This window comes from Staphylococcus sp. GDX8P114P-2 (assembly GCF_017892945.1).
Lineage (GTDB): Bacteria > Bacillota > Bacilli > Staphylococcales > Staphylococcaceae > Staphylococcus > Staphylococcus arlettae.
Window position 1 is genome coordinate 1 of the sequence record NZ_JAESMB010000031.1, and the last position, 24,695, is coordinate 24,695.

At 33.9% G+C, this 24,695-nt stretch carries 22 protein-coding genes; 19 read left to right on the forward strand and 3 right to left on the reverse strand.

The features are described from left to right. Positions 1–140 precede the first annotated feature (140 nt). Entirely contained in the window at positions 141–596 is a 456-nt protein-coding gene (locus tag KA845_RS12665) for a MarR family winged helix-turn-helix transcriptional regulator (protein ID WP_021459596.1), read from the reverse strand. Positions 597–739: 143 nt separating this feature from the next. Between KA845_RS12665 and KA845_RS12670 the strand changes: the two genes are divergently transcribed. The 4 genes from KA845_RS12670 to KA845_RS12685 all read left to right on the forward strand — a co-directional run bounded on the left by KA845_RS12670 (position 740) and on the right by KA845_RS12685 (position 5,270). Beyond that, positions 740–2,380 (forward strand): alpha-keto acid decarboxylase family protein, encoded by a 1,641-nt coding sequence (locus KA845_RS12670; protein ID WP_002509710.1) that lies wholly within the window; start codon positions 740–742, stop codon positions 2,378–2,380. Between the two features lie 157 nt (positions 2,381–2,537). Beyond that, positions 2,538–3,011, forward strand: coding sequence for a hypothetical protein (locus KA845_RS12675; protein WP_002509709.1), 474 nt, complete (start codon positions 2,538–2,540; stop codon positions 3,009–3,011). Positions 3,012–3,120: 109 nt separating this feature from the next. Beyond that, positions 3,121–4,569: an MFS transporter gene (locus tag KA845_RS12680; protein ID WP_107376867.1), complete on the forward strand. Its 1,449-nt coding sequence runs from the start codon at positions 3,121–3,123 to the stop codon at positions 4,567–4,569. Positions 4,570–4,736: 167 nt separating this feature from the next. Beyond that, positions 4,737–5,270 carry a methylated-DNA--[protein]-cysteine S-methyltransferase gene (locus tag KA845_RS12685; protein WP_103388544.1) on the forward strand — a complete coding sequence of 178 codons (534 nt, stop codon included), beginning with the start codon at positions 4,737–4,739 and terminating at the stop codon, positions 5,268–5,270. A 112-nt stretch (positions 5,271–5,382) separates the two neighbouring features. Here the strand turns inward: KA845_RS12685 and KA845_RS12690 are convergent, their stop codons facing one another. Then, entirely contained in the window at positions 5,383–6,552 is a 1,170-nt protein-coding gene (locus tag KA845_RS12690; RefSeq protein WP_002509706.1) for a hydroxymethylglutaryl-CoA synthase, read from the reverse strand. 102 nt (positions 6,553–6,654) lie between these two features. On the opposite strand from KA845_RS12690, the gene KA845_RS12695 reads away from it, so the two are divergent. The 14 genes from KA845_RS12695 to KA845_RS12760 all read left to right on the forward strand — a co-directional run bounded on the left by KA845_RS12695 (position 6,655) and on the right by KA845_RS12760 (position 22,597). Further along, on the forward strand, positions 6,655–7,806 hold the full coding sequence (locus KA845_RS12695; RefSeq protein ID WP_107376869.1) for a thiolase family protein: 1,152 nt from the start codon (positions 6,655–6,657) through the stop codon (positions 7,804–7,806). Positions 7,807–7,809: 3 nt separating this feature from the next. Next, a complete protein-coding gene (locus KA845_RS12700; protein WP_021459595.1) occupies positions 7,810–9,087 on the forward strand; it encodes a hydroxymethylglutaryl-CoA reductase, degradative in 1,278 nt (425 codons plus the stop codon). Positions 9,088–9,288: 201 nt separating this feature from the next. Further along, positions 9,289–10,722 (forward strand): Na+/H+ antiporter NhaC, encoded by a 1,434-nt coding sequence (nhaC, locus tag KA845_RS12705; protein ID WP_107374025.1) that lies wholly within the window; start codon positions 9,289–9,291, stop codon positions 10,720–10,722. Positions 10,723–10,900: 178 nt separating this feature from the next. Next, a complete protein-coding gene (locus KA845_RS12710; RefSeq protein ID WP_002509702.1) occupies positions 10,901–11,104 on the forward strand; it encodes a hypothetical protein in 204 nt (67 codons plus the stop codon). Between the two features lie 158 nt (positions 11,105–11,262). Beyond that, positions 11,263–12,138 (forward strand): cidABC operon transcriptional activator CidR, encoded by an 876-nt coding sequence (cidR, locus tag KA845_RS12715; protein ID WP_002509701.1) that lies wholly within the window; start codon positions 11,263–11,265, stop codon positions 12,136–12,138. 221 nt (positions 12,139–12,359) lie between these two features. Beyond that, on the forward strand, positions 12,360–12,746 hold the full coding sequence (locus KA845_RS12720; RefSeq protein ID WP_167867822.1) for a CidA/LrgA family protein: 387 nt from the start codon (positions 12,360–12,362) through the stop codon (positions 12,744–12,746). Continuing rightward, positions 12,746–13,432 carry an LrgB family protein gene (locus KA845_RS12725; RefSeq protein ID WP_002509699.1) on the forward strand — a complete coding sequence of 229 codons (687 nt, stop codon included), beginning with the start codon at positions 12,746–12,748 and terminating at the stop codon, positions 13,430–13,432. Before KA845_RS12720 ends, KA845_RS12725 begins: the two co-directional genes overlap by 1 nt. A gap of 94 nt (positions 13,433–13,526) precedes the next feature. Then, positions 13,527–15,269, forward strand: coding sequence for a pyruvate oxidase (locus KA845_RS12730; protein ID WP_210128182.1), 1,743 nt, complete (start codon positions 13,527–13,529; stop codon positions 15,267–15,269). A gap of 282 nt (positions 15,270–15,551) precedes the next feature. Beyond that, entirely contained in the window at positions 15,552–16,940 is a 1,389-nt protein-coding gene (locus KA845_RS12735; RefSeq protein WP_210128183.1) for a YfcC family protein, read from the forward strand. A 208-nt stretch (positions 16,941–17,148) separates the two neighbouring features. Continuing rightward, positions 17,149–19,224, forward strand: coding sequence for a glucose-specific PTS transporter subunit IIBC (gene ptsG / locus KA845_RS12740; protein ID WP_210128184.1), 2,076 nt, complete (start codon positions 17,149–17,151; stop codon positions 19,222–19,224). Between the two features lie 501 nt (positions 19,225–19,725). After that, a complete protein-coding gene (locus KA845_RS12745; protein ID WP_103388551.1) occupies positions 19,726–20,262 on the forward strand; it encodes a VOC family protein in 537 nt (178 codons plus the stop codon). Between the two features lie 114 nt (positions 20,263–20,376). Further along, entirely contained in the window at positions 20,377–20,706 is a 330-nt protein-coding gene (locus tag KA845_RS12750) for a thioredoxin family protein (protein ID WP_103388552.1), read from the forward strand. Positions 20,707–21,027: 321 nt separating this feature from the next. Continuing rightward, positions 21,028–21,543, forward strand: a complete 516-nt coding sequence (locus KA845_RS12755) for a GNAT family N-acetyltransferase (RefSeq protein WP_103388553.1) — start codon at positions 21,028–21,030, stop codon at positions 21,541–21,543. A 79-nt stretch (positions 21,544–21,622) separates the two neighbouring features. Further along, on the forward strand, positions 21,623–22,597 hold the full coding sequence (locus KA845_RS12760) for an alpha/beta hydrolase fold domain-containing protein (protein ID WP_002509570.1): 975 nt from the start codon (positions 21,623–21,625) through the stop codon (positions 22,595–22,597). A gap of 110 nt (positions 22,598–22,707) precedes the next feature. Here KA845_RS12760 and KA845_RS12765 read toward each other — a convergent pair whose 3' ends face one another. Beyond that, complete coding sequence (locus KA845_RS12765; protein WP_021459594.1) at positions 22,708–23,622, reverse strand: DMT family transporter; 915 nt, start codon at positions 23,620–23,622, stop codon at positions 22,708–22,710. A 101-nt stretch (positions 23,623–23,723) separates the two neighbouring features. Here KA845_RS12765 and KA845_RS12770 point away from each other — a divergent pair, with 101 nt between their 5' ends. Beyond that, positions 23,724–24,605, forward strand: a complete 882-nt coding sequence (locus tag KA845_RS12770) for an AraC family transcriptional regulator (protein WP_002509568.1) — start codon at positions 23,724–23,726, stop codon at positions 24,603–24,605. The last annotated feature ends 90 nt before the right edge of the window (positions 24,606–24,695 follow it).

Below are 24,695 nucleotides of genomic sequence, written 5' to 3' on the forward strand. Positions count from 1 at the left end.
TCGAAACCTTTTTCACATTGGCAGTAGCTGACTGCATTGAAAATGCGCTTCAAACCAAGCTTTTTTCAACGCTAGTCATCCTTGCCGGGGTGGGACGACGAAATCATTTTTTCAAAATCAGATTTCTGTCCCACTCCCTTTTAAGTGTGACCATCTCGATCAATTAAAGGTTTAATATCTTGAAAACCTTCACGATATTCGGCTAGTTTGCCCATAATATCGTACCAATCGTTACCATATTGATCAAAAACTTCTTGCATTAATTTATTTTGGGCGCTATTCAATTTTGTAACTAGTTCGGCACCAGTATCAGTAACAAATAGTTGCTTAACACGTCTATCATCTGGTGCAGGTTGTTCATAAATTAAGTCTTTTGCTTTTAAAGTTTTTAAAGTACTATGCGAACCTTGTTTAGAAATTTCTAATACTTTCAATAATTGTTTTGTTGTAATTCCTGGTAATTTATTGATAAAAAAAAGAAAACGGTGGTGCTGACGGTTCATACCTGATTGTTCAATAATTTCATCAGCAGCATTTATAAAAGTTTTATAAGCGAAATAAAAAAGCATGTGTTCATAATCGCTATTTTTTGTCATAAGCATACGTCCTTTATTAGCAAGTGTTTTCTCATTATAGTAAAAATACCGATAGTCGTCATTATTAAGTCAATGTAGTTGACCTTTTTGGTAGAGGTGCATATGATAGATGTTGTAAGGACTATGTAAAGGTGGAATGAATTATGAAAATGCGAGTAGGACAATATTTGATTGATGCACTATACAACGCAGGTGTCGAGGAGATATTTGGAGTTCCTGGAGATTTTAACTTAACATTTCTAGATGACGTTATTGACCATGAACATGTGTCTTGGATTGGCAATACCAATGAATTAAATGCTAGTTATGCAGCAGATGGCTATGCCCGTATTAATGGTTTAGGAGCTTTGATTACCACGTTTGGCGTCGGTGAATTGAGTGCAATTAACGGTATAGCAGGTGCTTTTGCAGAACGAGTACCAGTAATTGCAATAACAGGAGCACCTACAACATCAGTAGAACAAGCGCGAAAATTTGTTCATCATTCTCTTGGAGAGGGGAATTTCGACGATTATCGTAAAATGTTTGAACCTATTACTACTGCACAAGGGTACATTACGTCGGAGAATGCAACTTCAGAAATACCACGTTTAATACAAGCAGCGGTCAATAATAAAAGACCTGTGCACATACATTTACCAATTGATGTTGCAGCAACAGAAATCGATATTAAAGAGTCATTTCAATTACTGCCGATGGAAAATGCTGTAGATAATGAATTGGTAGCGGCAATTGAACGTCAATTACAAAACGCTAAACAACCAGTAATTATTACTGGACATGAAATTAATAGTTTTGGTTTGCAGTCAGAAATGGAAGACTTCGTCAAAACAACTGGTATACCAGTTGTGCAGCTATCTTTAGGGAAAGGGGCTTTTAATGAGGAAAGTGATTATTATTTAGGTATTTATGATGGCAGTGTAGCTAAAGATAATATTAGAGATTACGTAGATCAAAGTGATGCTATTTTAAATATTGGTGCAAAGATTACTGATTCGGCATCTGCTGGTTTCTCTTATCAATTTGATATTGACGATGTAATAATGTTAAATCATCATAATATTAAAATAAATACAGAACAACGTACAGATTTAACATTACCTGCTATTATCACTAGTTTACAAAAGGTTAAGTATCGTCATAATCCAACAGTGTCGAAGCGGAGAGATACTAATATACAGGTAGATACAACTAACAAAGAACCATTAACTCAAGCCACTTACTTTGCTATGATGCAAACATTTTTACAGCCAAATGATGTTGTCATTGCTGAACAAGGTACATCATTTTTTGGTGCTTATGATCTATGGCTCCATGCTAATAATAAGTTTATAGGACAACCTTTATGGGGATCTATTGGTTACACCTTACCAGCAACATTAGGATCACAAATAGCAGATACGAAGCGAAGAAATATTTTGTTAATTGGGGACGGCTCGCTACAACTAACTGTGCAAGCTTTATCGACAATGATCCGTTATCATTTAAAACCAATTATTTTTGTTATTAATAACGATGGTTATACAGTAGAGCGGATGATTCATGGAGAAAATGCACTATACAATGATATTCATATGTGGGACTACAAAGCTTTACCTCAAGTATTTGGAGGTACAGATGTTGCACTTCACGAGGTGAATACACCACAAGAGTTACAACGTACTTTTGATGTTATTACTGCAAATTCAAACCAAATGCATTTTGTAGAAGTGAAAATGCACAGAGATGATGCACCAGAGAAATTACGTAGCATCAGTAAGGTATTTGCACAACAAAATAAATAATGATAAAAACAGCAACTAACAATGTGTTAATCTCACATAGTTAGTTGCTGTTTTTATATTAAATATAGTACACTGTGTCCAATATAAAAAGTTGAATTTTTATAAATGTTATTGCACTATATAATTAACATTAAAGTTGTTATAAGGGGGATTTTTTATGAAAGGTAATAAAAAGATTGCAGAGTTGTTAGAACTTTACGATAAAAAACTAAGTAAATTGTTTAAATATAATAAGAAAAAGGCGATGTCTTTTGATAAAGATAGTAGATTGCAATTACAAGAAAAATATGGAATTTATGTTATTTTTAATGCCCATAAAAAGCCAGTTTTTGTAGGACAAGCAGGAGGATATTTAAATAATCATCAACGTGCTAAAAAAGATTTATGTGATAAGTTAGGTCAATATAATTTAAAGTCTGATGCTGGAACTTTAAGGTTTAAAAGAGCATATGCACTAGATAATGATTTAGTTGTAGATGATGCAAAAGCTATAAAAGCTGAAGATTATAATTTAAAAGTACAATACATTGAAGTCAAAGAAAATCCAGCACTAATCAATATTTTAGAAACATTAGCATTAGAATATGCAAAAGAAAAAGATTTTAAATTATATAATTTTTATAACAAATAAATTTTTTTGGACAAGTATATCGAAGTAGTATATACTAAAAAGACTGAATTTTCAAAAAAGATTTCTGGAAATTAATAATAGTTCAGGTCTAAACATTGGGGGATGTATCATGACTGTAAACGAAAGTAATGCAACCAGAACAAACCAAAAGATTTCAGGTCGTCAACTTATCATAGCCATTATGTTATCTATCTTAACGTATTGGTTATTTGCACAAGCGTTTTTAAATATAGGGCCAAATGTTCAAAAAACATATCCGGTCAGTCCGAATATCATTAATATCTCAATAAGTTTAACATCGTTTGTTACAGGCGTATTTATGGTTGTTGGGGGTAATATTTCTGACAGAGTGGGCAAGGTGAAAATGACACGTGTGGCATTGATCTTAAGTATTATAGGCTCGATTGCCATTATTATTACAGGCAATGCTGTATTATTACTGCTAGGTAGAGCGCTACAAGGTCTATCAGCTGCTATTATCATGCCGACAACTATTGCGATGATAAATGATTATTTTGAAGGAGAAGAACGACAAAAGGCTTTAAGTTATTGGTCTATTGGTTCTTTCGGTGGTACTGGTCTAGCTTCATTTTTCGCAGGTGCCATTGCAACATTTACTTCTTGGCAAATGATTTTTGTCATGTCTATTATAGGTGCAATTATAGCACTGTTTTTAATTAAATCTTTACCAGAACAGCACAAAGAAAAGCAACAAAACACACCTTTTGATTATGTAGGGTTAGTGATTTTTGTACTTATGATTGGCAGTATAAGCTTTGTAATTACGCAAGGTAATAAAATTGGATGGTCAAACATTATTACTATTATTTTAGCAGCAACGTTTGTCATAAGTATTGTTATTTTTATTGCTGTTGAAAAGCGTAAAGCGATTCCTTTTATGGATTTAACATTGTTTAAAAATCGTTCATATGTAGGTGCGGTAGTTTCTAACTGTTTATTGAATACAGGGGTTGGTGTGATTGCGTTAATTAATATTTATGCACAGGCAGGTCATGGCTTAAGTGGTTTTAGCGCAGGATTAATTACGTTACCTTATTTGATTGCTTTACTGTTAGTAGTACGACTTGGTGAAAAGAGTATTAAAAAATTCGGTGCTAAAAGGGCTATGGTGTTCGGTCCTATCTGTACTGGTTTTGGTGTATTATTGATGTCTATTACGTTTATAGATTCGACATTTTATATTATTTTGACATTGATTGCTACAATTTTCTTTGGTGCAGGGACAGGATTTTTTGCTACACCTGCGCTTAGTACCGCAGTTTCAACAACAGCATCCGAAAAAATTGGTGTTGCATCTGGTATTTTTAAAATGGGTTCAACACTAGGCGGTGCATTTGGTATTGCGATTATTACGTCAATCTATACTGGATTAAGTGTAGCAGGATATAGTGTACATTTAGCGGCAAGTGTAAGTTTCATTGTAGGCACGTGTTTGATTGGCAGTGCAATAGTTGTTAGTACTTTGGTGCTACCTAACACAGGTAGAGAACAAAACACGAATTCTAGCTATACAACTAATGAAGAACCTGTAAAGTAAGTTGAACATTGAGTCATTAAGTGAAGTGTTTCGGCTAGATGGGTATCATGAATGTATATAACGAGGAATCTTACTGTCCTTTGAATTTCATAATATTTATAGTTAGCTTTGTATTTTACTTAAAAACCAAAAAGCATTACTATAAAAGTGAATAAGGAGGTCACACTATGCAATATAAAATGAATTATTCCTCACCAGTTGGCGTATTAACGATAACAACCGATGGTACTCATATTACAGGGTTATGGTTTGATAATCAGTCTGACTATGAACGTAAGTTAAATGACAAAGTCGTTGCACAGGAACAACCCATTTTTCAGCAAGTACGTACATGGTTAGATCACTATTTTCAAGGTGATAATCCTACCATTGATTTCCCTTTGAAACCAACTGGCACCGCATTTCGCGAGCAAGTGTGGGAGATTTTAACTACAATTCCTTCAGGTGAAACAATGACGTATGGTGAAATTGCAGACAAAATAGCAAGAGTAAAAGGGAAAGATAAAATGTCAGCACAAGCAGTTGGTGGTGCGGTAGGTAGTAATCCTATTAGTATTTTAATCCCATGTCACCGTGTAGTTGGTGCTGATGGTAGTCTAACTGGTTATGGTGGCGGCATAGATAAAAAGATTAAGTTATTGGAAATAGAAACTGTAGAAATGGCACCATTATATCGTCCGAAGCATAGTACGAAACCTTAAATTATAAACAATATGAAAAAACACGCCCTTTGCTTAAGGACGTGTTTTTTATTGAATAAATAGTAAGACTGAAATAAAATAATGGATATAATGTTATTCAGTGATTTTAACGTTAATTTAAGGTATTATAATGACGGATGTTGTCATTGATTTCATTCAGGTAGAAAATCGCATTTTGTTCATCGGCTAACTCAATGTCATGGTTGAATTCTAAGTTATCAAAACGGGCGAAATAACTTTCATAATCTGCTACTGATAGTTCTGTACGATTATTTAAAAGTGCTTTATGGCCATCAATGTTTAATGCATCTTGGTAACCAGCAACAAGTGTGCCACTGAAAAATTCACCGACTGAGCCAGAACCATAACTGAATAAGCCAATAGATTGACCAGCCTCAAAAGTACGAGTTTCTAATAATGAAATTAAGCTTAAATAAAGAGAACCAGTATAAATATTACCTACATAACGATTGTAATATGTAGCTGCTTCATAGCCTTCAGTTAGACGTTCTTTTGTTTCATCACTGATTTCATCTGTTAAAATTGAATCCAGTGCTTTTTTACCCATTTTAGTAAATGGAACATGGAAACATAATGAAGCGAAGTCAGCTAATGTTTTATTGGTACGTTTAGCATACTCTGTCCAGCTTTGTTGGAATGAACGAATATAAGCATCTTTTGATAATGCACCGTCAACTAATGGATAACTATGACCTGTTGGTCTCCAAAAGTCATAAACATCTTCAGTATATGCAACTGCATCATCATTGAATGCAAGAATACGTGGGTTATGTGTAATCATCATTGCTACAGCGCCAGCACCTTGTGTTGGCTCACCACCAGAATTTAAACCATAACGTGCAGTATCACTTGCGATTACGAGCACTTTTTCGTTTGGACGGTTAGCAAGATAGTCCTTAGCTAATTGAATAGCTGGAGTTGCAGCGTAACAAGCTTCTTTCATTTCAAAACATCGTGCAAATGGTTGGATACCTAATAAATTATGGATTTGTACAGCTGAGGCTTTTGCAGAGTCAATTGCAGATTCTGTAGCTACGATAACCATACTGATTTGTTTCTTATCCTCTTCAGTTACTATGTTTTTCGCAGCATTTGCGCCCATAGAAACAATATCTTGGCTGACAGGACTAACTGACATTTCAGTTTGGCCTATACCAATCAAAAATTTGTTTGGTTCAACATTGCGTGCTTCAGCAAGTTTAGCCATATCTACATAAAATTTTGGAACATAAAAATCGATTTGGTCTATACCGATCGTCATTGCGTATCGACACCTTTCTTTTTATAAATAAGCAATTGTATCATACCAAAATAAAGTAATGAAATACAAACATTTAAAAGAATATAGAAACGGAGAATTTATATGAAAAAGATAGCAATTGTAAGTGCAAAACGAACACCAATTGGAAGATTCAGAGGGAAATTAAGTAATTATTCAGCTGTAGAGCTTGGTACGAAAGCTTTAAGTGCAGCATTACAAGCGATTAATTTAAAGCCAGAAGCAATAGAACAAGTTATATTTGGTAATGTCTTACAAAGTGGTAATGGTCAAAATCCTGCTCGTCAAATCGGTATTAATGCAGGAATTCCCAATACTACGCCTGGTATGACAATAAATGAAGTCTGTGGTTCTGGTTTGAAGTCAATAATCTTAGGTAAACAATTGATTCAACTAGGTGAAGCGAAAGTAGTTGCAGTTGGTGGTGTTGAAAGCATGACTAATGCACCTAAGTTATTATTAAATGAAGACGAAAAACCAGTTGATAGTTTTATGTATGATGGATTAACAGATGCATTTGATCAAGTACCTATGGGTGTTACTGCTGAAAATATTGCCCAAAAATATAATATAACGCGAGAGCAGCAAGATGAATTTGCCAATGCTTCTCAACTTAAAGCACATGAAGCTACTACAAACGGTAAATTTGATAATGAAATCGTTCCGTTGAAAGATGTAGAGGGCGAATGGATGACTACAGACGAAGGTATTAGAGGCAATAGTAGTGTCGAAAAATTGAGCACGTTAAAGACGATATTTAAAGAAGATGGTACGGTAACTGGTGGTAATGCTTCAAGTATCAACGATGGAGCTTCTGCAATTATTTTAATGGAAGAGACATATGCTAAAGATCAGGGTTACGAAATTTTAGGTATCTTAGGCGAATATGCTGAAGTAGGCTGTGACCCGCGTTATATGGGATATGCACCTTATTATGCTGTTGAACAATTATTAGAAAAAAGTAATAAGTCAATTACAGACATTGATATTGTTGAAATGACTGAAGCTTTTGCGGCGCAAAGTATACCAGTACAACAAAATTTAAATATTAAAGATGACCAATTAAATGTATATGGCGGTGCAATAGCGCTAGGTCACCCTATTGGTGCCAGTGGTACACGATTAGTCACAACATTAGTAAATATATTAGCACAAGAACAAAAACAAACAGGTGTAGCAACAGCGTGTATCGGTGGCGGCCTAGGTATCGCATTATTAGTTGAGAAAGGACAATAAGCTATGAGTGTATTAGATAAATCATTTAGACATTTATCGAGAGCAGATAAATTAGATATGTTAGCGAATCAAGGCTATTTATCACTTGAAAACAAGGAGTTATTACTCAATCATCCACTGATCCAAGAAGATATAGCCAATAGTTTGATTGAAAATGTTATTGGACAAGGTGCGCTACCTGTTGGAGTCTTGCCACATATTAAAGTGGATCAAGTTGATTATGCAGTACCTATGATGGTAGAAGAACCTTCAGTTGTGGCTGCAGCAAGTTATGGCGCTAAATTAGTCAATAAAACAGGCGGCTTTAATGTGGTGTCGAGTGAACGCTTAATGATTGGTCAAATCGTATTTGATGGTGTAGAAGATACAGAAGCTCTTGCCATGACTATCCAATCTCATGAAACACAAATTAAACGCATTGCTGACGAAGTGTATCCATCGATTATTAAACGTGGCGGTGGTTATCGCCGCATTGAAATTGATACATTTCCTGCGGAGCAGTTGTTATCGTTAAAGGTCTTTGTTGATACTCAAGATGCGATGGGTGCTAATATGTTAAATACAATATTAGAAGGTATTACTGCTTATTTGACGAGTGAAATTGATAACAGTGATGTCCTTATGAGTATTTTATCCAATCATGCCACGGCATCTGTAGTTAAAGTAACAGGTGAAATTGATGTTGCAGACTTAGCTAAAGGTGATTTTGATGGTCCAACAGTCGCTCGTCGTATGGCGCGGGCATCTACGTTAGCTCAAGTAGATATTCATCGTGCTGCAACACACAATAAAGGTGTAATGAATGGAATCCATGCGGTAGTCCTAGCCACTGGAAATGATACACGTGGCGCAGAGGCAAGTGCACATGCATACGCGAGCAAAGATGGTCACTATAAAGGGCTTGCAACTTGGGACTATGATAGTTCTCGTAATAGATTGATCGGCACAATAGAAGTACCAATGACATTAGCAACGGTTGGTGGTGGTACCAATGTCTTGCCTATAGCAAAGGCATCATTAGATATATTAAATGTACAATCAGCGCGCGAATTAGGTCATGTAGTAGCTGCTGTTGGTTTAGCGCAAAACTTTTCTGCGTGCAGAGCGCTTGTATCAGAAGGAATTCAACAAGGGCATATGAGTTTGCAGTATAAATCACTAGCCATCGTTGTAGGTGCACAAGGTGACGAAATTGCCTATGTTGCCGATGCTTTAAAACAGGCACCTCAAGCTAATGCAGCAGTAGCAGAAGAAATTTTGCAAACTTATAGAACACAATAAAATAATTAGCATATGAGCTTTAATAACGCATAATTTTAGTATGTTAGTGAAATAAGTTTTCACAACAGCTGAAATTATGCGTTTTTGCTAGTTACTAGTACGATAATTCATTGTCCACGAATCATTTGTGTTGAATAGCGAGTTGCGAATAGTCTCTAACTTAAGTATCATAGTGCTAAGTAAACACAAGGGGTGGCGTTTATGAAACTTAAAAATCGAAATATTCAGAAAAAAGAATTAGGTCTTGGATCTGCATTATTGACCTTATTCGTAATGATTGGTTGTATGTTATTTACAGTCGCTGTACTAGAAAAAGAACCACATATTCCATTGATGATAGGAACAGCTACTGGAGTAATTGTTACCTTACTACATGGTTATAAATATGCTGAGGTTGAGGAGATGTTATACAAAGGTATAAGGCATGCCTTACCGGCTATTATCATCATTATTTTAGTAGGACTAGTAATAGGATCTTGGATTGGTAGTGGTGTAGTTGCAACGATGATTTATTATGGTTTACAAATGATTGATCCACGTTATTTCTTAGCGATAGTGGTAATCTTATGTGGCATAGTCTCATTAGCAATAGGTAGCAGTTGGTCTACGATGGCTACAGTGGGGGTTGCATCAATTGGGATAGGTTTAAGTATGGGAATCTCACCAGGTATGATTGCAGGTGCAGTCATAAGTGGTGCTTATTTTGGCGATAAAATGAGTCCATTGTCAGATACGACAAACTTGGCATCAGGTTTAACTAAAGTGCCGTTATTTGACCATATTAAACACATGATGTATACAACGATTCCAGCATTAATTATTGCTTTAGCAGTATTTGGCATTATAGGCTTCCGTTTAGATAAAACAGCTATGAATGCAGAAAAAATAAATAACATGTTAGCTACTATGAATGATCAATTTATAATTACACCGTGGCTACTGCTTGTGCCATTGGTGGTAATTTTACTAGTAGTATTAAAAGTTCCAGCTGTACCCGCAATTTCGGTAGGTATAGTATTAGGATTTTTTGCCCAAATATTTGTACAGGGTGGTAGTTTGACTGAAGCATTAACAGCGTTACAAACAGGATATAAAATCGATTCAGGAAATAGTCTTATCGATGAGTTATTTAATCGTGGTGGCTTAGAATCTATGTTTTATACGATTTCGTTAACTATTGTAGCAATGACTTTTGGAGGGGTACTCGAATATTCGGGAATGCTATCATCATTAATTGCAGTAGTATTAAAGTTTGCTAAAAATACAGGATCATTGATTGCTTCAGTTATTATTGCCTGCATAGGAACGAACTGTACATGTTCAGAACAATATATTTCAATTATTGTACCTTCAAGAATGTATGCATCCACATTTAAAGAACGACAGTTGCACGCTAAAAATCTATCACGAGCATTAGAAGATGGTGGAACATTAACAAGTGTATTTGTGCCATGGAATACATGTGGTGTGTTTATTGCATCGACATTAGGTGTATCAGTTATGGAATATGCGCCATTTGCGGTGCTAAATTATACAGTACCAATAATTTCAATCATTTTCGGATTTATTGGATTTAAAATTATTAAACTTAAAGATAGTGAAGACGATACAATTACTAAAGGTGATTTAGCATAATCTCGTAGTATTAACAATGTTAGACAAAAATTACAATAGTAGGTTCGTGCAATTGGATGATAAATATTTCATTGCAGGACCTACTTTTTAGTTACAAAAGATAGGTCTCGGGTACCTCGACTCAAAATGATAACAACAAATATAATTGTGTTAAATAACACCAAAGGAAGAAAATAATATGGGAACTTTACTTATGTTTATAGCTTATGCACTATTTTGTTTACTTGTTATCATATTGATATTAGCCATATTTAAAGATTTAACAATTAAGGGACGACGACTCATTTTACTCAGCTTGGTCATTTTAGTAATAGCCATCATTGTATTATATAATCAAGGCTCAACTATGCGTTTAGAACAAATAGACGCCTTACAATATTAAAATAAAGCTGCTAATAGATGTGGCGAGTTTAGGTGTATTGTATAAGTAGAAGCTTGAATTGCTAATACAATGAGTGTTTTACATTTAAAAAGGTATAGCTCATGCTAAAATCAATATAACCAATAACCATAACTAAAGATATAAAGTAGGTGTAATCAGTGGATATTAAACAAATGAGTTACTTCGTGGAAGTAGTAAACGAAGGTGGTATGACGAATGCCTCAAAATCATTGTACATAGCGCAACCGACAATCAGCAAAGCAGTTAAAGACATAGAAAAAGAATTAGGTATGCCACTGTTTGATAGAAGTAAAAGAGAATTGAAATTAACAGATGCTGGGCAAGTATTTTATCAAAAGTGTAAAGAAATATTAGCGCTATATAATAATTTACCGGTAGAAATTAATAGTTTATTAGGATTAGAAACGGGGCATATTAGTATCGGTTTATCGGCAGTGATGAATATGAATAAATTTATCCAGATATTAGGCGAGTTTCATAAATTATACCCCAATATCACCTATAATTTAGTAGAAAATGGTGGAAAAATGATTGAATCACAGCTTGCAAATGATGAAATTGATATTGGTATTACCACCTTGCCAGTAGATGGTACGATATTTAACTCAATCCCTTTGTACCAAGAAGATTTAAAGTTAGTACTTAATAAAGAACATCACTTAGCCCATCGTAAAACAGTAGAAATGAAAGAGTTAGCAAATGAAGATTTTATTTTATTTAACGAGGACTTTTATTTAAACGATAAGATTAGAGAAGCAGCTAAAAATGCAGGATTTATACCTAAAACAATTTCTAAGATATCACAGTGGAACTTCATTGAAAATTTACTTAATGCGCATTTAGGCGTTAGTATTTTACCGGATAATATCGTACGCATGTTAGATAGTAATTTTAAACATATTAATATCAATGATAGTGCTATGAAATGGGAATTAGGTGTAATTTGGAAGAAAGAGAAGTATTTAAGTCATGCAACACGTCAATGGATAGATTTTATGAGTCAACGTTTATAGAGTAATGTCAAAAACCTTGTAGTACTTAATATCACAGTGTGACTAGTGATATTTAAGGCACAAGGTTTTTATTATGATCAACTATGAAAGAAAACGATTCCATAGAAAAAAGTAATAGTTAGTATCTATAATCAATATTTTTATTATGTGCAAATATGGCTTACACTTAATATGTAATTGATACACACGAAGTGTAAATAATAATTAAAGGATGGGTGCTAATGCAGTTTGCATTAAAAACAATTAGAATTATAGTTCAAGTTGCTCTGTTAATGGGTATAACATCTTTAGGTAATGTGCTGCAGAAAGCATTACACATACCTATAGCAGGTAGTATTGTTGGATTGATATTGTTCTTTGTATTACTACAATTTAAGATTATTCCAGAAAGATGGATTTGTGATGGCGCTAATTTTTTAATTGGAACAATGGTCTTTTTCTTTGTACCATCAGTAGTTGGCATTATGGATATAACTTCTGAAATAAATCTTCATTTTATATTATTCTTCTTATTAGTAGTTGCAGGAACATGTGCTGTAGCACTAATTTCAGGGTTTATAGCAGAAAAAATGGCGAATTTATTACACATTAGAAAAGAGCAAAGTTGATGATTATTTGGCAAGGTTTGTTAATGATTATAATCACCATTTGCGCATATATTTTCGCCAAAAAATTACAGTTAAAATATAAAAATCCATTACTAAATCCAGCATTGATTTCTTCCATAATTATTATTGGATTACTGCTACTGTTTAGCAAAAGCTATGATGATTATATGGTTGGTGGTCAGTGGATTAACTACTTACTTAATTGTACGGTTGTTTGTTTGGCATACCCACTATATCAAAATAGAACTAAAATTTTAAAACATGCAAATATAATTTTTACTAGTGTTGTAGCTGCAGTAACGATAAATTTCTTTTTAATCTTTTTCTCATTAAAATTACTAGGATATTCGAAAGAAGTTATTGCTACTATACTACCACGTTCAGTTACAGCAGCAGTCGGTATAGAGTTATCACATCAATTAGGCGGAACGGATACAATTACTATTTTGTTTATTATCACTACAGGTTTAATTGGCAGTATGTTAGGCGCTTATCTATTGAAATTTGCTAAGTTTCAAACATCAATCGCTAGAGGTTTAACGTATGGTAATTCTTCACATGCCTTTGGTACTGCAAAAGCATTAGAGTTAGATATAGAATCGGGAGCGTTTAGTTCAATAGGTATGATATTAACAGCAGTGTTGAGTTCGGTGCTCATACCATTATTTATTTTGTTTTTATACTAAAACATTCAATGACTTATAACCCGATTAAGTTGAAGTGAAATTTTGAAGGAATTATAATTTGTAACATTGACTTTATGAAAGGAGATTTTTTTAAATGGCAAAAATTAAAGGGAATACAGCATTAGTAAAAGCATTACAAGCTTGGGATATCGATCACTTGTATGGCATTCCAGGTGATTCAATAGATGCGGTTGTCGATAGTTTAAGAACAGAACGAAATAGTATTGAATTTGTACATGTTAGACATGAAGAAGTAGCAAGTTTGGCAGCAGCAAGTTATACCAAACTTACTGGTAAAATAGGTGTTGCTTTAAGTATTGGCGGTCCAGGGGTTGTACATTTATTAAATGGTATGTATGATGCCCAAATGGATAGTGTGCCTCAATTGATTTTGGCTGGACAAACAGATAGTACTGCACTTGGAACTAAAGCATTTCAAGAAACTGATATTTTAAAAATGGTTGAAGGTGTTGCTGCCTATAGCCGTCAAATTACGGAAAATGATAAAGACGTGTTCGGTATTGTAAATGAAGCAATTCGTACGGCGTATGAACAAAAAGGTGTGGCAGTATTAGTTTTACCTAATAATCTATTAACACAAAAAGTAAAAGATACAACAAATACTAAAGTAGATACAGCACCACCAGCACGGGTTAATCCAAAGCCACGTAGTATTAAAAAAGCTGCTAAATTAGTCAATAAAAGTAAACGTCCAGTGATGTTATTAGGAACAGGTGCTAAGCATGCTAAAGATGAAGTGAAAGAATTTATCGAAACGGCAAAAGTACCAACAATTATCACATTGCCTGCAAAAGGTATTTTAGCTGATGCGCACCCATACAACATTGGTAACTTAGGTAAGATTGGAACAAAAACGTCTTATCAAACGATACAAGATGCTGATTTGCTCATTATGGTAGGTACTAATTATCCATATGTAGATTACTTGCCTAAGAAGAATATTAAAGCAATTCAAATAGATACGAATCCAGAAGCTATTGGCCATCGTTTTGATGTAAATGTTGGTATTATAGGAGATAGTAAGTACGCGTTACAACAATTAACTGATACAATGAACCATGTGTCAGATAGAGATTTCTTAAATAAAACGTTAGAACGTAAAGCAACTTGGGATGCTTGGATGGCTGAAGATAAAGCAAATGACAACAGTCCAATCCGACCTGAAAGATTAATGGATGCGATTAACCATGTCAAAACTGATGATGCAATCTTTTCAATTGATGTAGGTACATCAACAGTATGGTCAACACGTTACCTAGATTTAACAGTAAATAATAAATTTATTGTTTCTAGTTGGTTAGGTACTATGGGTTGTGCTTTACCAGGTGCGATTGCTGCTAAACGTGCATATCCAAACCGCCAAGTAGTTGGTATTGCAGGTGACGCTGCATTCCAAATGGTTATGCAAGATTTTGCAACAGCAGTACAATATGATTTGCCAATGACTATCTTTGTATTAAATAACCAAGAGTTATCATTTATTAAATATGAACAACAAGCTGCTGGAGAATTAGAGTATGCAATTGATTTTACTGACGTAGATTTAGCGATGTTCGCTGAAAGTGCTGGCGGTGTAGGTTATACGTTGAAAGATCCTAATCGCATAGACGAAATCGTAGAAGAAGCTATGTCACAAACAAAACCAACTATAGTAAATGTGTATGTTGATCCAAACGCCGCGCCTTTACCAGGTAAAATAGTAACAGACGAAGCAATCAACTATGGTGTCTGGGCGTATCGTTCACTTACAGAGGATAAAAAATTAGACTTAGACGAAATTCCACCACTTTCTACTGCAGTTAAAAGATTTTTCTAATAAATAAAAATAGCACAAGTTGTTGTAGTAGTGTTACCAATAAAGTAAGTTTACGTCATGATCATTTAATAAAGAGAAGAAATAGCTAGTATTTTAAGGAAGGGAATTAAATGGCTCCATTTAATTCTCTTCCTATTTTTATACTAAAATAATTGCTCTTTAAGTGTTGTTGTATTTTACAAAATATAAAAGAGAGCAGCTAATCATGAGTAGAAAATGAATCTAATATTTTAAGTCACATAGGGTATAGATAAGAAATAATGATGAGGAAGGGGTAAAGGTATGAAACGTTGGATACAACAGTTGAAATTTAGAACACCTCATACATACGCGTTATTAATGGGCATTATTACAATTGCGTGTCTACTCACTTATATTATTCCTGCTGGGGAGTATGATAGAGAAGAAAAAAATGGTCAGACACTCGTTATTTCGGGGTCTTATAAAGAGGTAGCACAGCAAGGTGGTTCATTGTTTGATATTTTTAGAGCAATTCCTGAAGGATTAATTAGTGGCGGCGAGATTGTTTTTTACATATTTTTAGTTGGTGGTGCGTTTGGGATAGTACATAAAACAGGCGCATTTGAGACTGGTGTTAAATATGTTATGAGTCAGTTAGGGAATTTTAAAGTGTTAATGATTCCACTAACAATGACTATTTTTTCAATTTTAGGTTTTTCAATTGGTTTAGCAGAAGAAACTATAATATTTGTCCCCATCGGCATCATTATTGCTAGAACTTTAGGTTATGATGCCTTAACAGGAACATCTATTGTGATATTAGGTGCTGCAAGTGGCTTTATGGGAGGAATGCTTAATCCATTTACTGTTGGTGTGGCACAGACGGTTGCCGAGATCCCAATGTTTTCTGGGTGGGGTTTAAGAACGATAATCTATTTATTTATTTTAACAGCGGCAATTACTACTGTAATGCTCTATGCTTTTAAGGTTAAAAAAGACATGTCTAAAAGTTTAGTGTTGGAGTTGGAACAAGCCGAAAACACCAACCAAACATATGAATATAGTAGATTTACTAAAAGACAAGCTGCAGGATTAGCGTTAATTGTTGGCACGATTGCACTAAATGTTTTTGGTATTTTCAAATTTTCGTGGTCTTTTAATGAAATGAGCGCCAATTTTTTATTAGCAGGTTTGCTTGCTGGTTTGATAGGTGGTTTAGGTATCAATGGGACATTTGATGCTTTGATAGAAGGAATGAAAGATATTTTATTTGGTGCCATGATTGTTGGTTTTGCCAAAGGTATTATCGTAATTTTAGAGAACGGGAAAGTTATCGATACTATAGTTCACGGCATGTCTTCGGTATTATCTGATGTACCAGCATCAATAGTCATTATCGTTATGTTTGTCTTTCAATTTTTCTTGAACTTCTTTATTCCATCAGGCTCGGGTCAAGCATTAACTACGATGCCACTGATGGTGCCAATTGCAGATTTATTAGATATCAATCGTCAAATGACAGTGTTAGCATTCCAATATGGTGATGCTATTAGTAATATTCTATTTCCGACATCCGCAATATTAATGGGAGCATTAGCTGTAGCTAAGATTAGTTATGTGCAATGGTTGAAGTTCGCATGGAAAGTCATTATGTTATGGGTGTTTATTTGTATTGCTGCCATGTCGATTGCGTTAATGTTAAATTATTAAATTTAGTAATGAAATATTTTAATAAAATGAGTGCAATGATATTGCGCTAAAACTGAATTCATTGTATACTATTAACAAATTTATCGAAACGCGTGTTACTGGTAAGGCAGGCATGAGCAAAATGAAACTATACTATTACAGTTTAGTTTTGTTTGCTCATGCCTTTTTTGTTTTCGATAATGTTTACTCGAAGGGATGTTAGTAGGTTATGTTTATACGATTTTTCGGACAATTGCAACGTATCGGTAAGGCTTTGATGTTACCTGTTGCGATATTGCCGGCAGCGGGTATTTTACTCGCATTGGGAAATGCAATGCACAATGCACAACTTGTTGCAATAGCACCTTGGTTAGAACATGAAGTATTTGTTATTATTTCATCTATTATGGAATCCTCGGGACAAATTATCTTTGATAATTTACCACTTCTTTTTGCTGTAGGGACAGCTTTAGGTTTAGCAGGTGGAGACGGTGTAGCAGCATTAGCTGCGCTAGTTGGTTATTTAATTATGAATGCAACTATGGGTAAAGTTATGAATATTACTATCGATGATATTTTTAGTTATGCTGATGGTGCTAAAACACTGAGTCAAGCAGCGAAAGAGCCAGAGAATGTATTGATATTAGGCATTCCAACCCTACAAACAGGAGTGTTTGGTGGTATTATCATGGGGGCTCTAGCAGCATGGTGCTATAATAACTTTTATAATATAACGTTACCTGCCTTTTTAGGATTTTTTGCCGGTAAACGTTTTGTGCCAATTATTACTTCAGTTGTAGCGATTGTAACGGGTGTACTATTAAGCTTTGTATGGCCACCGATTCAAGAGGGATTAAATCAATTATCCAATTTCTTATTAAATAAAAATTTAACATTAACAACTTTTATTTTTGGGATTATTGAACGTTCTTTAATTCCATTCGGTTTACATCATATCTTTTATGCTCCGTTTTGGTTTGAGTTTGGTCAGTACGTCAGCCATAGCGGTGAATTAGTACGAGGAGATCAACGTATTTGGATGGCACAAATGAAAGATGGCGTAGAATTTACAGCGGGTGCATTTACTACCGGTAAGTATCCATTTATGATGATTGGTTTGCCAGCTGCAGCGTATGCGATTTATTGTAACGCAAAACCTGAACGCAAAAAAATTGTAGGTGGCTTAATGTTATCTGCTGGTTTAACATCATTTTTAACTGGTATCACTGAACCATTAGAATTTTCATTTTTATTTGTGGCTCCATTATTATATGTAGTCCATGTGTTGCTTGCAGGGTCATCATTTTTAGTTATGCATTTATTAGATGTCAAAATTGGTATGACATTTTCTGGTGGATTTATTGATTATATTTTATATGGTTTATTAAACTGGGATCGTACCAATGCCCTATTAGTTATTCCAGTAGGTATTGTATATGCAATAATTTATTATTTCTTATTTAGTTTTGTTATTAAACGATTTAAATTAAAAACACCTGGACGTGAAGATGAAGAAACAGAAACAAAAGATTCATCAGTAGCTTCATTACCATTTGATGTGTTGAACGCAATGGGTGGTAAAAAGAATATCAAACATTTGGATGCATGTATTACACGTTTACGAGTTGAAGTCAACGAAAAAAGTAGTGTCGATGTGGCTGCCTTAAAATCTCTCGGTGCTTCAGGCGTGTTAGAAGTAGGTAATAATATGCAAGCTATCTTCGGGCCGAAGTCTGATCAAATTAAACATGATATACTCCGTATCATGAGTGGTGAAATTACCAAACCTAGTGAAACGACAGTGGTAGAAGATGATAATGATACTGCCGTCCCAACGACTAATAGTACAGAGACACTCATTAGCGCACCTGGTAACGGTGAAATTATGCCTCTAACAGCAGTGCCTGACCAAGTTTTCGCAGATAAATTAATGGGAGATGGTATAGCTTTTGTCCCTAAAGATGATGTGATAGTTTCACCTATTACTGGAACTGTAAAAACAATATTCCCGACACTTCATGCCATTGGTTTAGAAACGCCAGAAGGCTTAGAAGTTTTAATTCATATAGGTATAGATACAGTGAAGTTAGAAGGACAAGGCTTTGAAAATTTAGTAACGACTGATGACAATGTAGAAGTGGGACAACCATTGATCAAAATAGATTTAGATTATATTCAAGCGCATGCACCAAGTATTATTACGCCTATTGTAATTACAAACTTAACAAACCAAACGTTAACTATAGAATCTGCACAACCTGTTACAGTTGGACAAACTATTATAACGGTTAATGATAATGCGTAACTATCTTTTAAATATGTAAAAAATATTAATATAGATAAAAGGGAGTGGGACAGAAATCTGATTTTGAAAAAATGATTTCGTCGTCCCACCCCGGCAAGGATGACTAGCGTTGAAAAAAGCTCGGTTTGAAGCGTATTTTCAATGCAGTCAGCTACTGCCAATATTAAAAGAGGTTGGAACTAATCAATACTGTCTCAACCTCTTTTAATTTATCATTGGTTATCTTTCTAAAAATGCTGTGCTTAGTTTATTAGATGAGAATATAGACAACGAATTATAATTTGTAAATGGTGTGTAGAAAAACTATGAGCGGAATTAATGTGTATTTATAGTTACGATGTTATGGTAGGTACAAATTGTATACTGACAGTAAAAAATATTTATTAAATAGAAGAAAACTATAATAAGTTAGACGTTTGCTTAATGAAATTGAACTGTAATGTGATTTAAATAAAGGTAAAATGTAAGATTAATCAAGCTTTGATGATAGAGGTGTTAAAGGTGTCTATAACTAGAGGAATAAATCATATTGGTTTGACAGTACCTAATATTGATGATGCGACACGTTTTTTTACTGATGCGTTAGAAGGACAAATCGCATATGATAGCCAAACAAAATTAGAACCACCAAGAGATGGAAGTTTTGTGGAATATGTGCTTGGGTTAACACCGGGGGCTCAAATTGTCAAAAAACGTATGATGGTTTTTGGTAATGGACCTAATATTGAAATGTTCGAGTTTGAAAATGCGCAACAGCAACCAGCACAGCAATTACAAGATATCGGTTTTACGCATATTTCATTTTATGTTGATAATTTTGAAGCTGCATTGCAACGTGTAAAAAAAGCGGGAGGACAGCCTATTTCTGAACCTCATAGCAATACTAAATACGAAGACACAGCAGATAATCAAACTGTGTACATTAAAACTCCATGGGGGAGTTTGATAGAATTACAAACAGTGCCTCATGGATATTATTACCCGGGTAATAGTGAACGTGCTGTGTTTATTCCAAAGTCGCAAAAGACTTATGACTAAAGTGAGATGTCATAACTTATTTTGAAAAAATCCGCTGCGCTGAAAGCATATGTGAGTTGTACCGTAAGTCATGAATGTTTCACAAAATATAGCTGACAAAAGAAGGTGTAAGAAATGACGATAAATTTAAATTCAGTTACAGCATTTTATCAATTTATAAATAACCATGAAATTGCTGTAGTTCATGTAATGAGAGACAATTGTAGTGTTTGTCATGCAGTGCTACCTCAAATAGAAGGTGTAGTTAGTGAATATCCCAATGTCGCTTTTGGTATCATTAATCAAAGTGAAGTTGAAGCTATAGCAGGAGAACTTACAATATTTACAGTACCTGTAGATTTGATTTTTTTAAATGGCAAAGAAATGCATCGTCAAGGCAGGTTTATTGATATGCAACAATTTGAAAAGCAATTATCTTTAATGTATAACAGTTTAGAGCATTAGAGAAAGTGTTATAATCATTTTATTTTTTTACAAAATTCAAACTATGTGTATATAGTGTAGGGACTAGGACAAAATAGATTCGTCCTAGTCTCTTTTCATATTGGCAGTAGGTGAATGCATTGAAAATGCGCTTCAAATCAAGCTTTTTACAATACTAGTCATCCTTGCCGGGGTGGGACAACGAAATCTTTTTTTCAAAATCAGATTTCTGTCCCACTCCCTTTGCGACTACAGGTCATCACTAAAATAAATATAATGTTTCACAATTGAATTGTATCATGTATGATATAAGTATTATCAAATAGAATATGGGGGTTAACGATGAAAATAGAACGTATAACACCAGACGAAGCTATTAACTTATATCATTGTATGAAGAAAATAGATCAAGAATCACAATACATGTTGTACTTGCCAGATGAAAGAACTTTCGAATCTCCGAATCTATATCAAGATTTAGCAGAAAATTACTATATCGGTGTAAAGCAAAATGATAATACTATTGTTGGTTATTTATCTGTTCATATTAGTGAAATTAAAAAAATCAAACATATTGGTTATATACATACAGGACTAATGGAAGATTTTCATCAACAAGGATTTGCCACAAAAATGTTTAATGAAAGTATACAATGGGCTATGTCCCGAGGATTAAGACGTTTAGAATTAACGGTTATTACTTATAATAGCCCAGCTATCAATTTTTATGAAAAAATTGGATTTAAAATTGAAGGTATAAAACGTGAATCAGTTTATATGGATGGTTTGTATCATGATGAATTATATATGGCAAAACTGTTAGAAGGGCAAATGAGTGAAGTGATAGAGAGTATTTAGTAACGTTAAAGGGGTTTGACTAATATTTGATCGCAAAATTAGTTAAAATAAAGGTAATAGTTTGTATGGAGGTTTATGTATGATAAAAAAATTAATAGCTATTACTAGTGCAACATTTTTAGCATCTTACGGTTACGCTAAAATACTAGAGAAAAGGAGTTATTCTAGTTTTTTATATGAAATGATGTTTCGTATAACGAATATGAAACGTACTTTTATGACAGTAGAAGCGGCTCAACAAGCTTTAAAGCAAGTTGAAAATACGACAAAAGCACCTTATAAAGGGACAAGCTATGATTTTAATAATGAAGTTTTAATTGAACAAGTTCATGGTTCGACGGTATATGTGATTAATCAACAACAATCACGTCAGCAACCCGTTATACTATATTTACATGGTGGTGCATGGTTCCAAAATCCATTAAAGCAACATTTTGAATATATAGATTTATTAGCATCGACAATGGATGCTAAAGTCATTATGCCGATATATCCTAAGGTACCTCATGGGACTTACCAAGATACTTTTGACTTATTGGAGGCACTATATAGTAAGATGTTGCATCAAGTAGAACATTCACATCAACTAACGATAATGGGTGATTCGGCTGGTGGCCAACTTACGCTATCGTTTGCGCAATATTTGAAACAATTGCAATTACCGCAACCAAGCAATTTAGTATTATTATCACCAGTGTTGGATGCAACATTTAGTAATCCACAAGCAAGATTATATGAACATATAGATCCTATGTTAGGTATTGATGGCAGTAAATTTTTCTTAAAATTATGGGCTGACTCTTTACCACTCAGCAATTGGAAAGTATCTCCGATTAATGGCGATTTAGCAGATTTAGGTCATATTACAATATCAATAGGAACTAAAGAAACACTGTACCCGGATGCAGTCAAATTGTCCAATATGTTAAATGAACAAAATATTACGCATGACTTTTTACCTGGTTATAAGTTATTCCATATTCATCAAATATTCCCTATACCAGAACGACAACAACTATTAGTAAAATTAAAAAATATTATTAGTAAACATTAAGATTAAACTACTTAATGAGCTAGTATGGATATATGATTAAGAGAATTAAGACATATAGAAAAACAAGGATTCAGTGAACTTACTAATGTTCAACTGAATCCTTATTTTTCTTAGCTGTCAGGCTGTTTTTTTAATGATAGTATAACTATCAAAATTAAAATTAACAACATACCAACAAGCTGGAATGGCAAAAATTGAATTTTTAACCATAAAACACTGGCAACTACTGCTACCACTGGTTCGATAGTACCGTATAGCGTAGTTTCTTTGGCAGATAAATATTGCAAACTATTGATGAAAAAGAAAAAAGCAATAGTTGTTCCAGCAATAATACCGAATAGTAAGTAGTTTATCGTAGCAAAATTTAAACTCTCATAGTTGAAATGCCAAATAGGTGTTTGAAAATTCATGAGTATACCTGACAGCATCATAGCCCAACCCACAACTAAAATGGGAGAAAAACTATTAAGCAGTCTAGGTGCATATATTGTATAAAAGGCAAGCGATAATCCTGAAATTATACCCCATATAAGACTTGGTGGGGCCACAACGATTTGGCTAATAGATCCATTCGTTAACAATAAAAATGTACCGGTTAAAGTTAATACTATGGCAATAATATCAAACAGTTGCAAAACTTCTTTTTTGCGTATTACATACCAAATAATCACGTAGACTGGCGCGATATATTGTAATAACGTTGCAACGGCAGCATTACCATAATTGATGGAAGCCATATATGAATATTGAACCAACAACATGCCCAATATTGAAAATAACATCAATGCAAGTAAGGTTGATTTGTTTTTGAAAATAGCAAATAGTGAGTGACGTCTATACATAAGCTTATATAACGACAATAATAGAATTCCACTAATGGTTAGTCTAGCCGTGACGTACCAGTTCATATTAATACCATGATGACGAAAAAGTTCATCAGATACAGTACCTCCGAGCCCCCAAAATGTTGCACCAATAATAGCAAAACAAATGCCAAGAAATCGTTTAGTAAAAAAATATGACATCATTTATCTCCAATCATGTAAGTTAATTATATTATAAGCAGATATTTTTTGATAAAATACTTAAAAATGAGTCGAAAATAGCAAAATATTGAGGTGAGGTCATGCCGGAGCCAATCATTATAAATGAACAACAAGAAGAATTAATACACTATCCAGATAAGCAATGGAAACATGTCATACTGCATAATGTGATGACAGATATTATGTTTGGTTATATACCTTTACATTGGCATCACGCATTACAATTTATGTATGTCATAAAAGGTGAATTGATAGTACACATTAGTGGAAGTAAGCATTATTTGAATGCAGGAGACGGGATATTTATTAATTCTAATATTATCCATGAAATAGCTGAACAACAACCATATACTGAATATTACTGTTGGAATGTGGAGTTACCTCACATAAGTCAATATGTAGAATTTGAATATGTAGATTATATTTTGCAACATACCCAGCACATACCATATATTGTACTTCGTCAAAGTGAAACTAAATATGAAGATATACTTAGTTTTATTAAAAATGCAGGTCAAACGTATGATCAACAGTCTACACATTATCAACTAACGATATTAAACTACTATTATAATTGCTTAAAATGGTTATACGATTACATGGGTCAACATGTGAATCAACAGCGTTATCAATTTGATTATCGTATAAAACACTTGATAACATTGATGCAACAAAATTATCATCATAAGATAACATTAACTGATTTAAGTGAGCACATACATATGAGCAAAGCAGAGACCATCAAGCTCTTCAAAAAATATGTAGGTTACACACCATTTAGCTATTTATTAAACTATCGTTTAGAAAAAAGTAAAGAACAGTTGTTATTAGCAACATACTCTGTGACAGAAGTTGCCATGAATTGTGGTTTTGCCACAACTAGTTATTTTATTAAAGCATTTAAAGCGCACTATCAAGAAACACCAAAGCAGTTTCAACTGCGACAATTAAATTTAAGGTGAGACTGCGCAACAACGCAATAATTTTATAGTTATAATATATTAAAAGGTGACTGTCGTTAAGACGCAAACTATAGCGTCTCAAAAACAGTC

Coding starts and splice junctions, on each gene's coding strand:
- ptsG (WP_210128184.1), top strand. CDS start 17,149: ATGTTTATACGATTTTTCGGACAATTGCAACGTATCGGTAAGGCTTTG.
- nhaC (WP_107374025.1), top strand. CDS start 9,289: ATGAAACTTAAAAATCGAAATATTCAGAAAAAAGAATTAGGTCTTGGA.
- KA845_RS12685 (WP_103388544.1), top strand. CDS start 4,737: ATGCAATATAAAATGAATTATTCCTCACCAGTTGGCGTATTAACGATA.
- KA845_RS12710 (WP_002509702.1), top strand. CDS start 10,901: ATGGGAACTTTACTTATGTTTATAGCTTATGCACTATTTTGTTTACTT.
- KA845_RS12735 (WP_210128183.1), top strand. CDS start 15,552: ATGAAACGTTGGATACAACAGTTGAAATTTAGAACACCTCATACATAC.
- KA845_RS12720 (WP_167867822.1), top strand. CDS start 12,360: ATGCAGTTTGCATTAAAAACAATTAGAATTATAGTTCAAGTTGCTCTG.
- KA845_RS12765 (WP_021459594.1), bottom strand. CDS start 23,622: ATGTCATATTTTTTTACTAAACGATTTCTTGGCATTTGTTTTGCTATT.
- KA845_RS12725 (WP_002509699.1), top strand. CDS start 12,746: ATGATTATTTGGCAAGGTTTGTTAATGATTATAATCACCATTTGCGCA.
- KA845_RS12670 (WP_002509710.1), top strand. CDS start 740: ATGAAAATGCGAGTAGGACAATATTTGATTGATGCACTATACAACGCA.
- KA845_RS12755 (WP_103388553.1), top strand. CDS start 21,028: ATGAAAATAGAACGTATAACACCAGACGAAGCTATTAACTTATATCAT.
- KA845_RS12730 (WP_210128182.1), top strand. CDS start 13,527: ATGGCAAAAATTAAAGGGAATACAGCATTAGTAAAAGCATTACAAGCT.
- KA845_RS12690 (WP_002509706.1), bottom strand. CDS start 6,552: ATGACGATCGGTATAGACCAAATCGATTTTTATGTTCCAAAATTTTAT.
- KA845_RS12700 (WP_021459595.1), top strand. CDS start 7,810: ATGAGTGTATTAGATAAATCATTTAGACATTTATCGAGAGCAGATAAA.
- KA845_RS12675 (WP_002509709.1), top strand. CDS start 2,538: ATGAAAGGTAATAAAAAGATTGCAGAGTTGTTAGAACTTTACGATAAA.
- KA845_RS12665 (WP_021459596.1), bottom strand. CDS start 596: ATGACAAAAAATAGCGATTATGAACACATGCTTTTTTATTTCGCTTAT.
- KA845_RS12680 (WP_107376867.1), top strand. CDS start 3,121: ATGACTGTAAACGAAAGTAATGCAACCAGAACAAACCAAAAGATTTCA.
- KA845_RS12770 (WP_002509568.1), top strand. CDS start 23,724: ATGCCGGAGCCAATCATTATAAATGAACAACAAGAAGAATTAATACAC.
- KA845_RS12760 (WP_002509570.1), top strand. CDS start 21,623: ATGATAAAAAAATTAATAGCTATTACTAGTGCAACATTTTTAGCATCT.
- KA845_RS12695 (WP_107376869.1), top strand. CDS start 6,655: ATGAAAAAGATAGCAATTGTAAGTGCAAAACGAACACCAATTGGAAGA.
- KA845_RS12750 (WP_103388552.1), top strand. CDS start 20,377: ATGACGATAAATTTAAATTCAGTTACAGCATTTTATCAATTTATAAAT.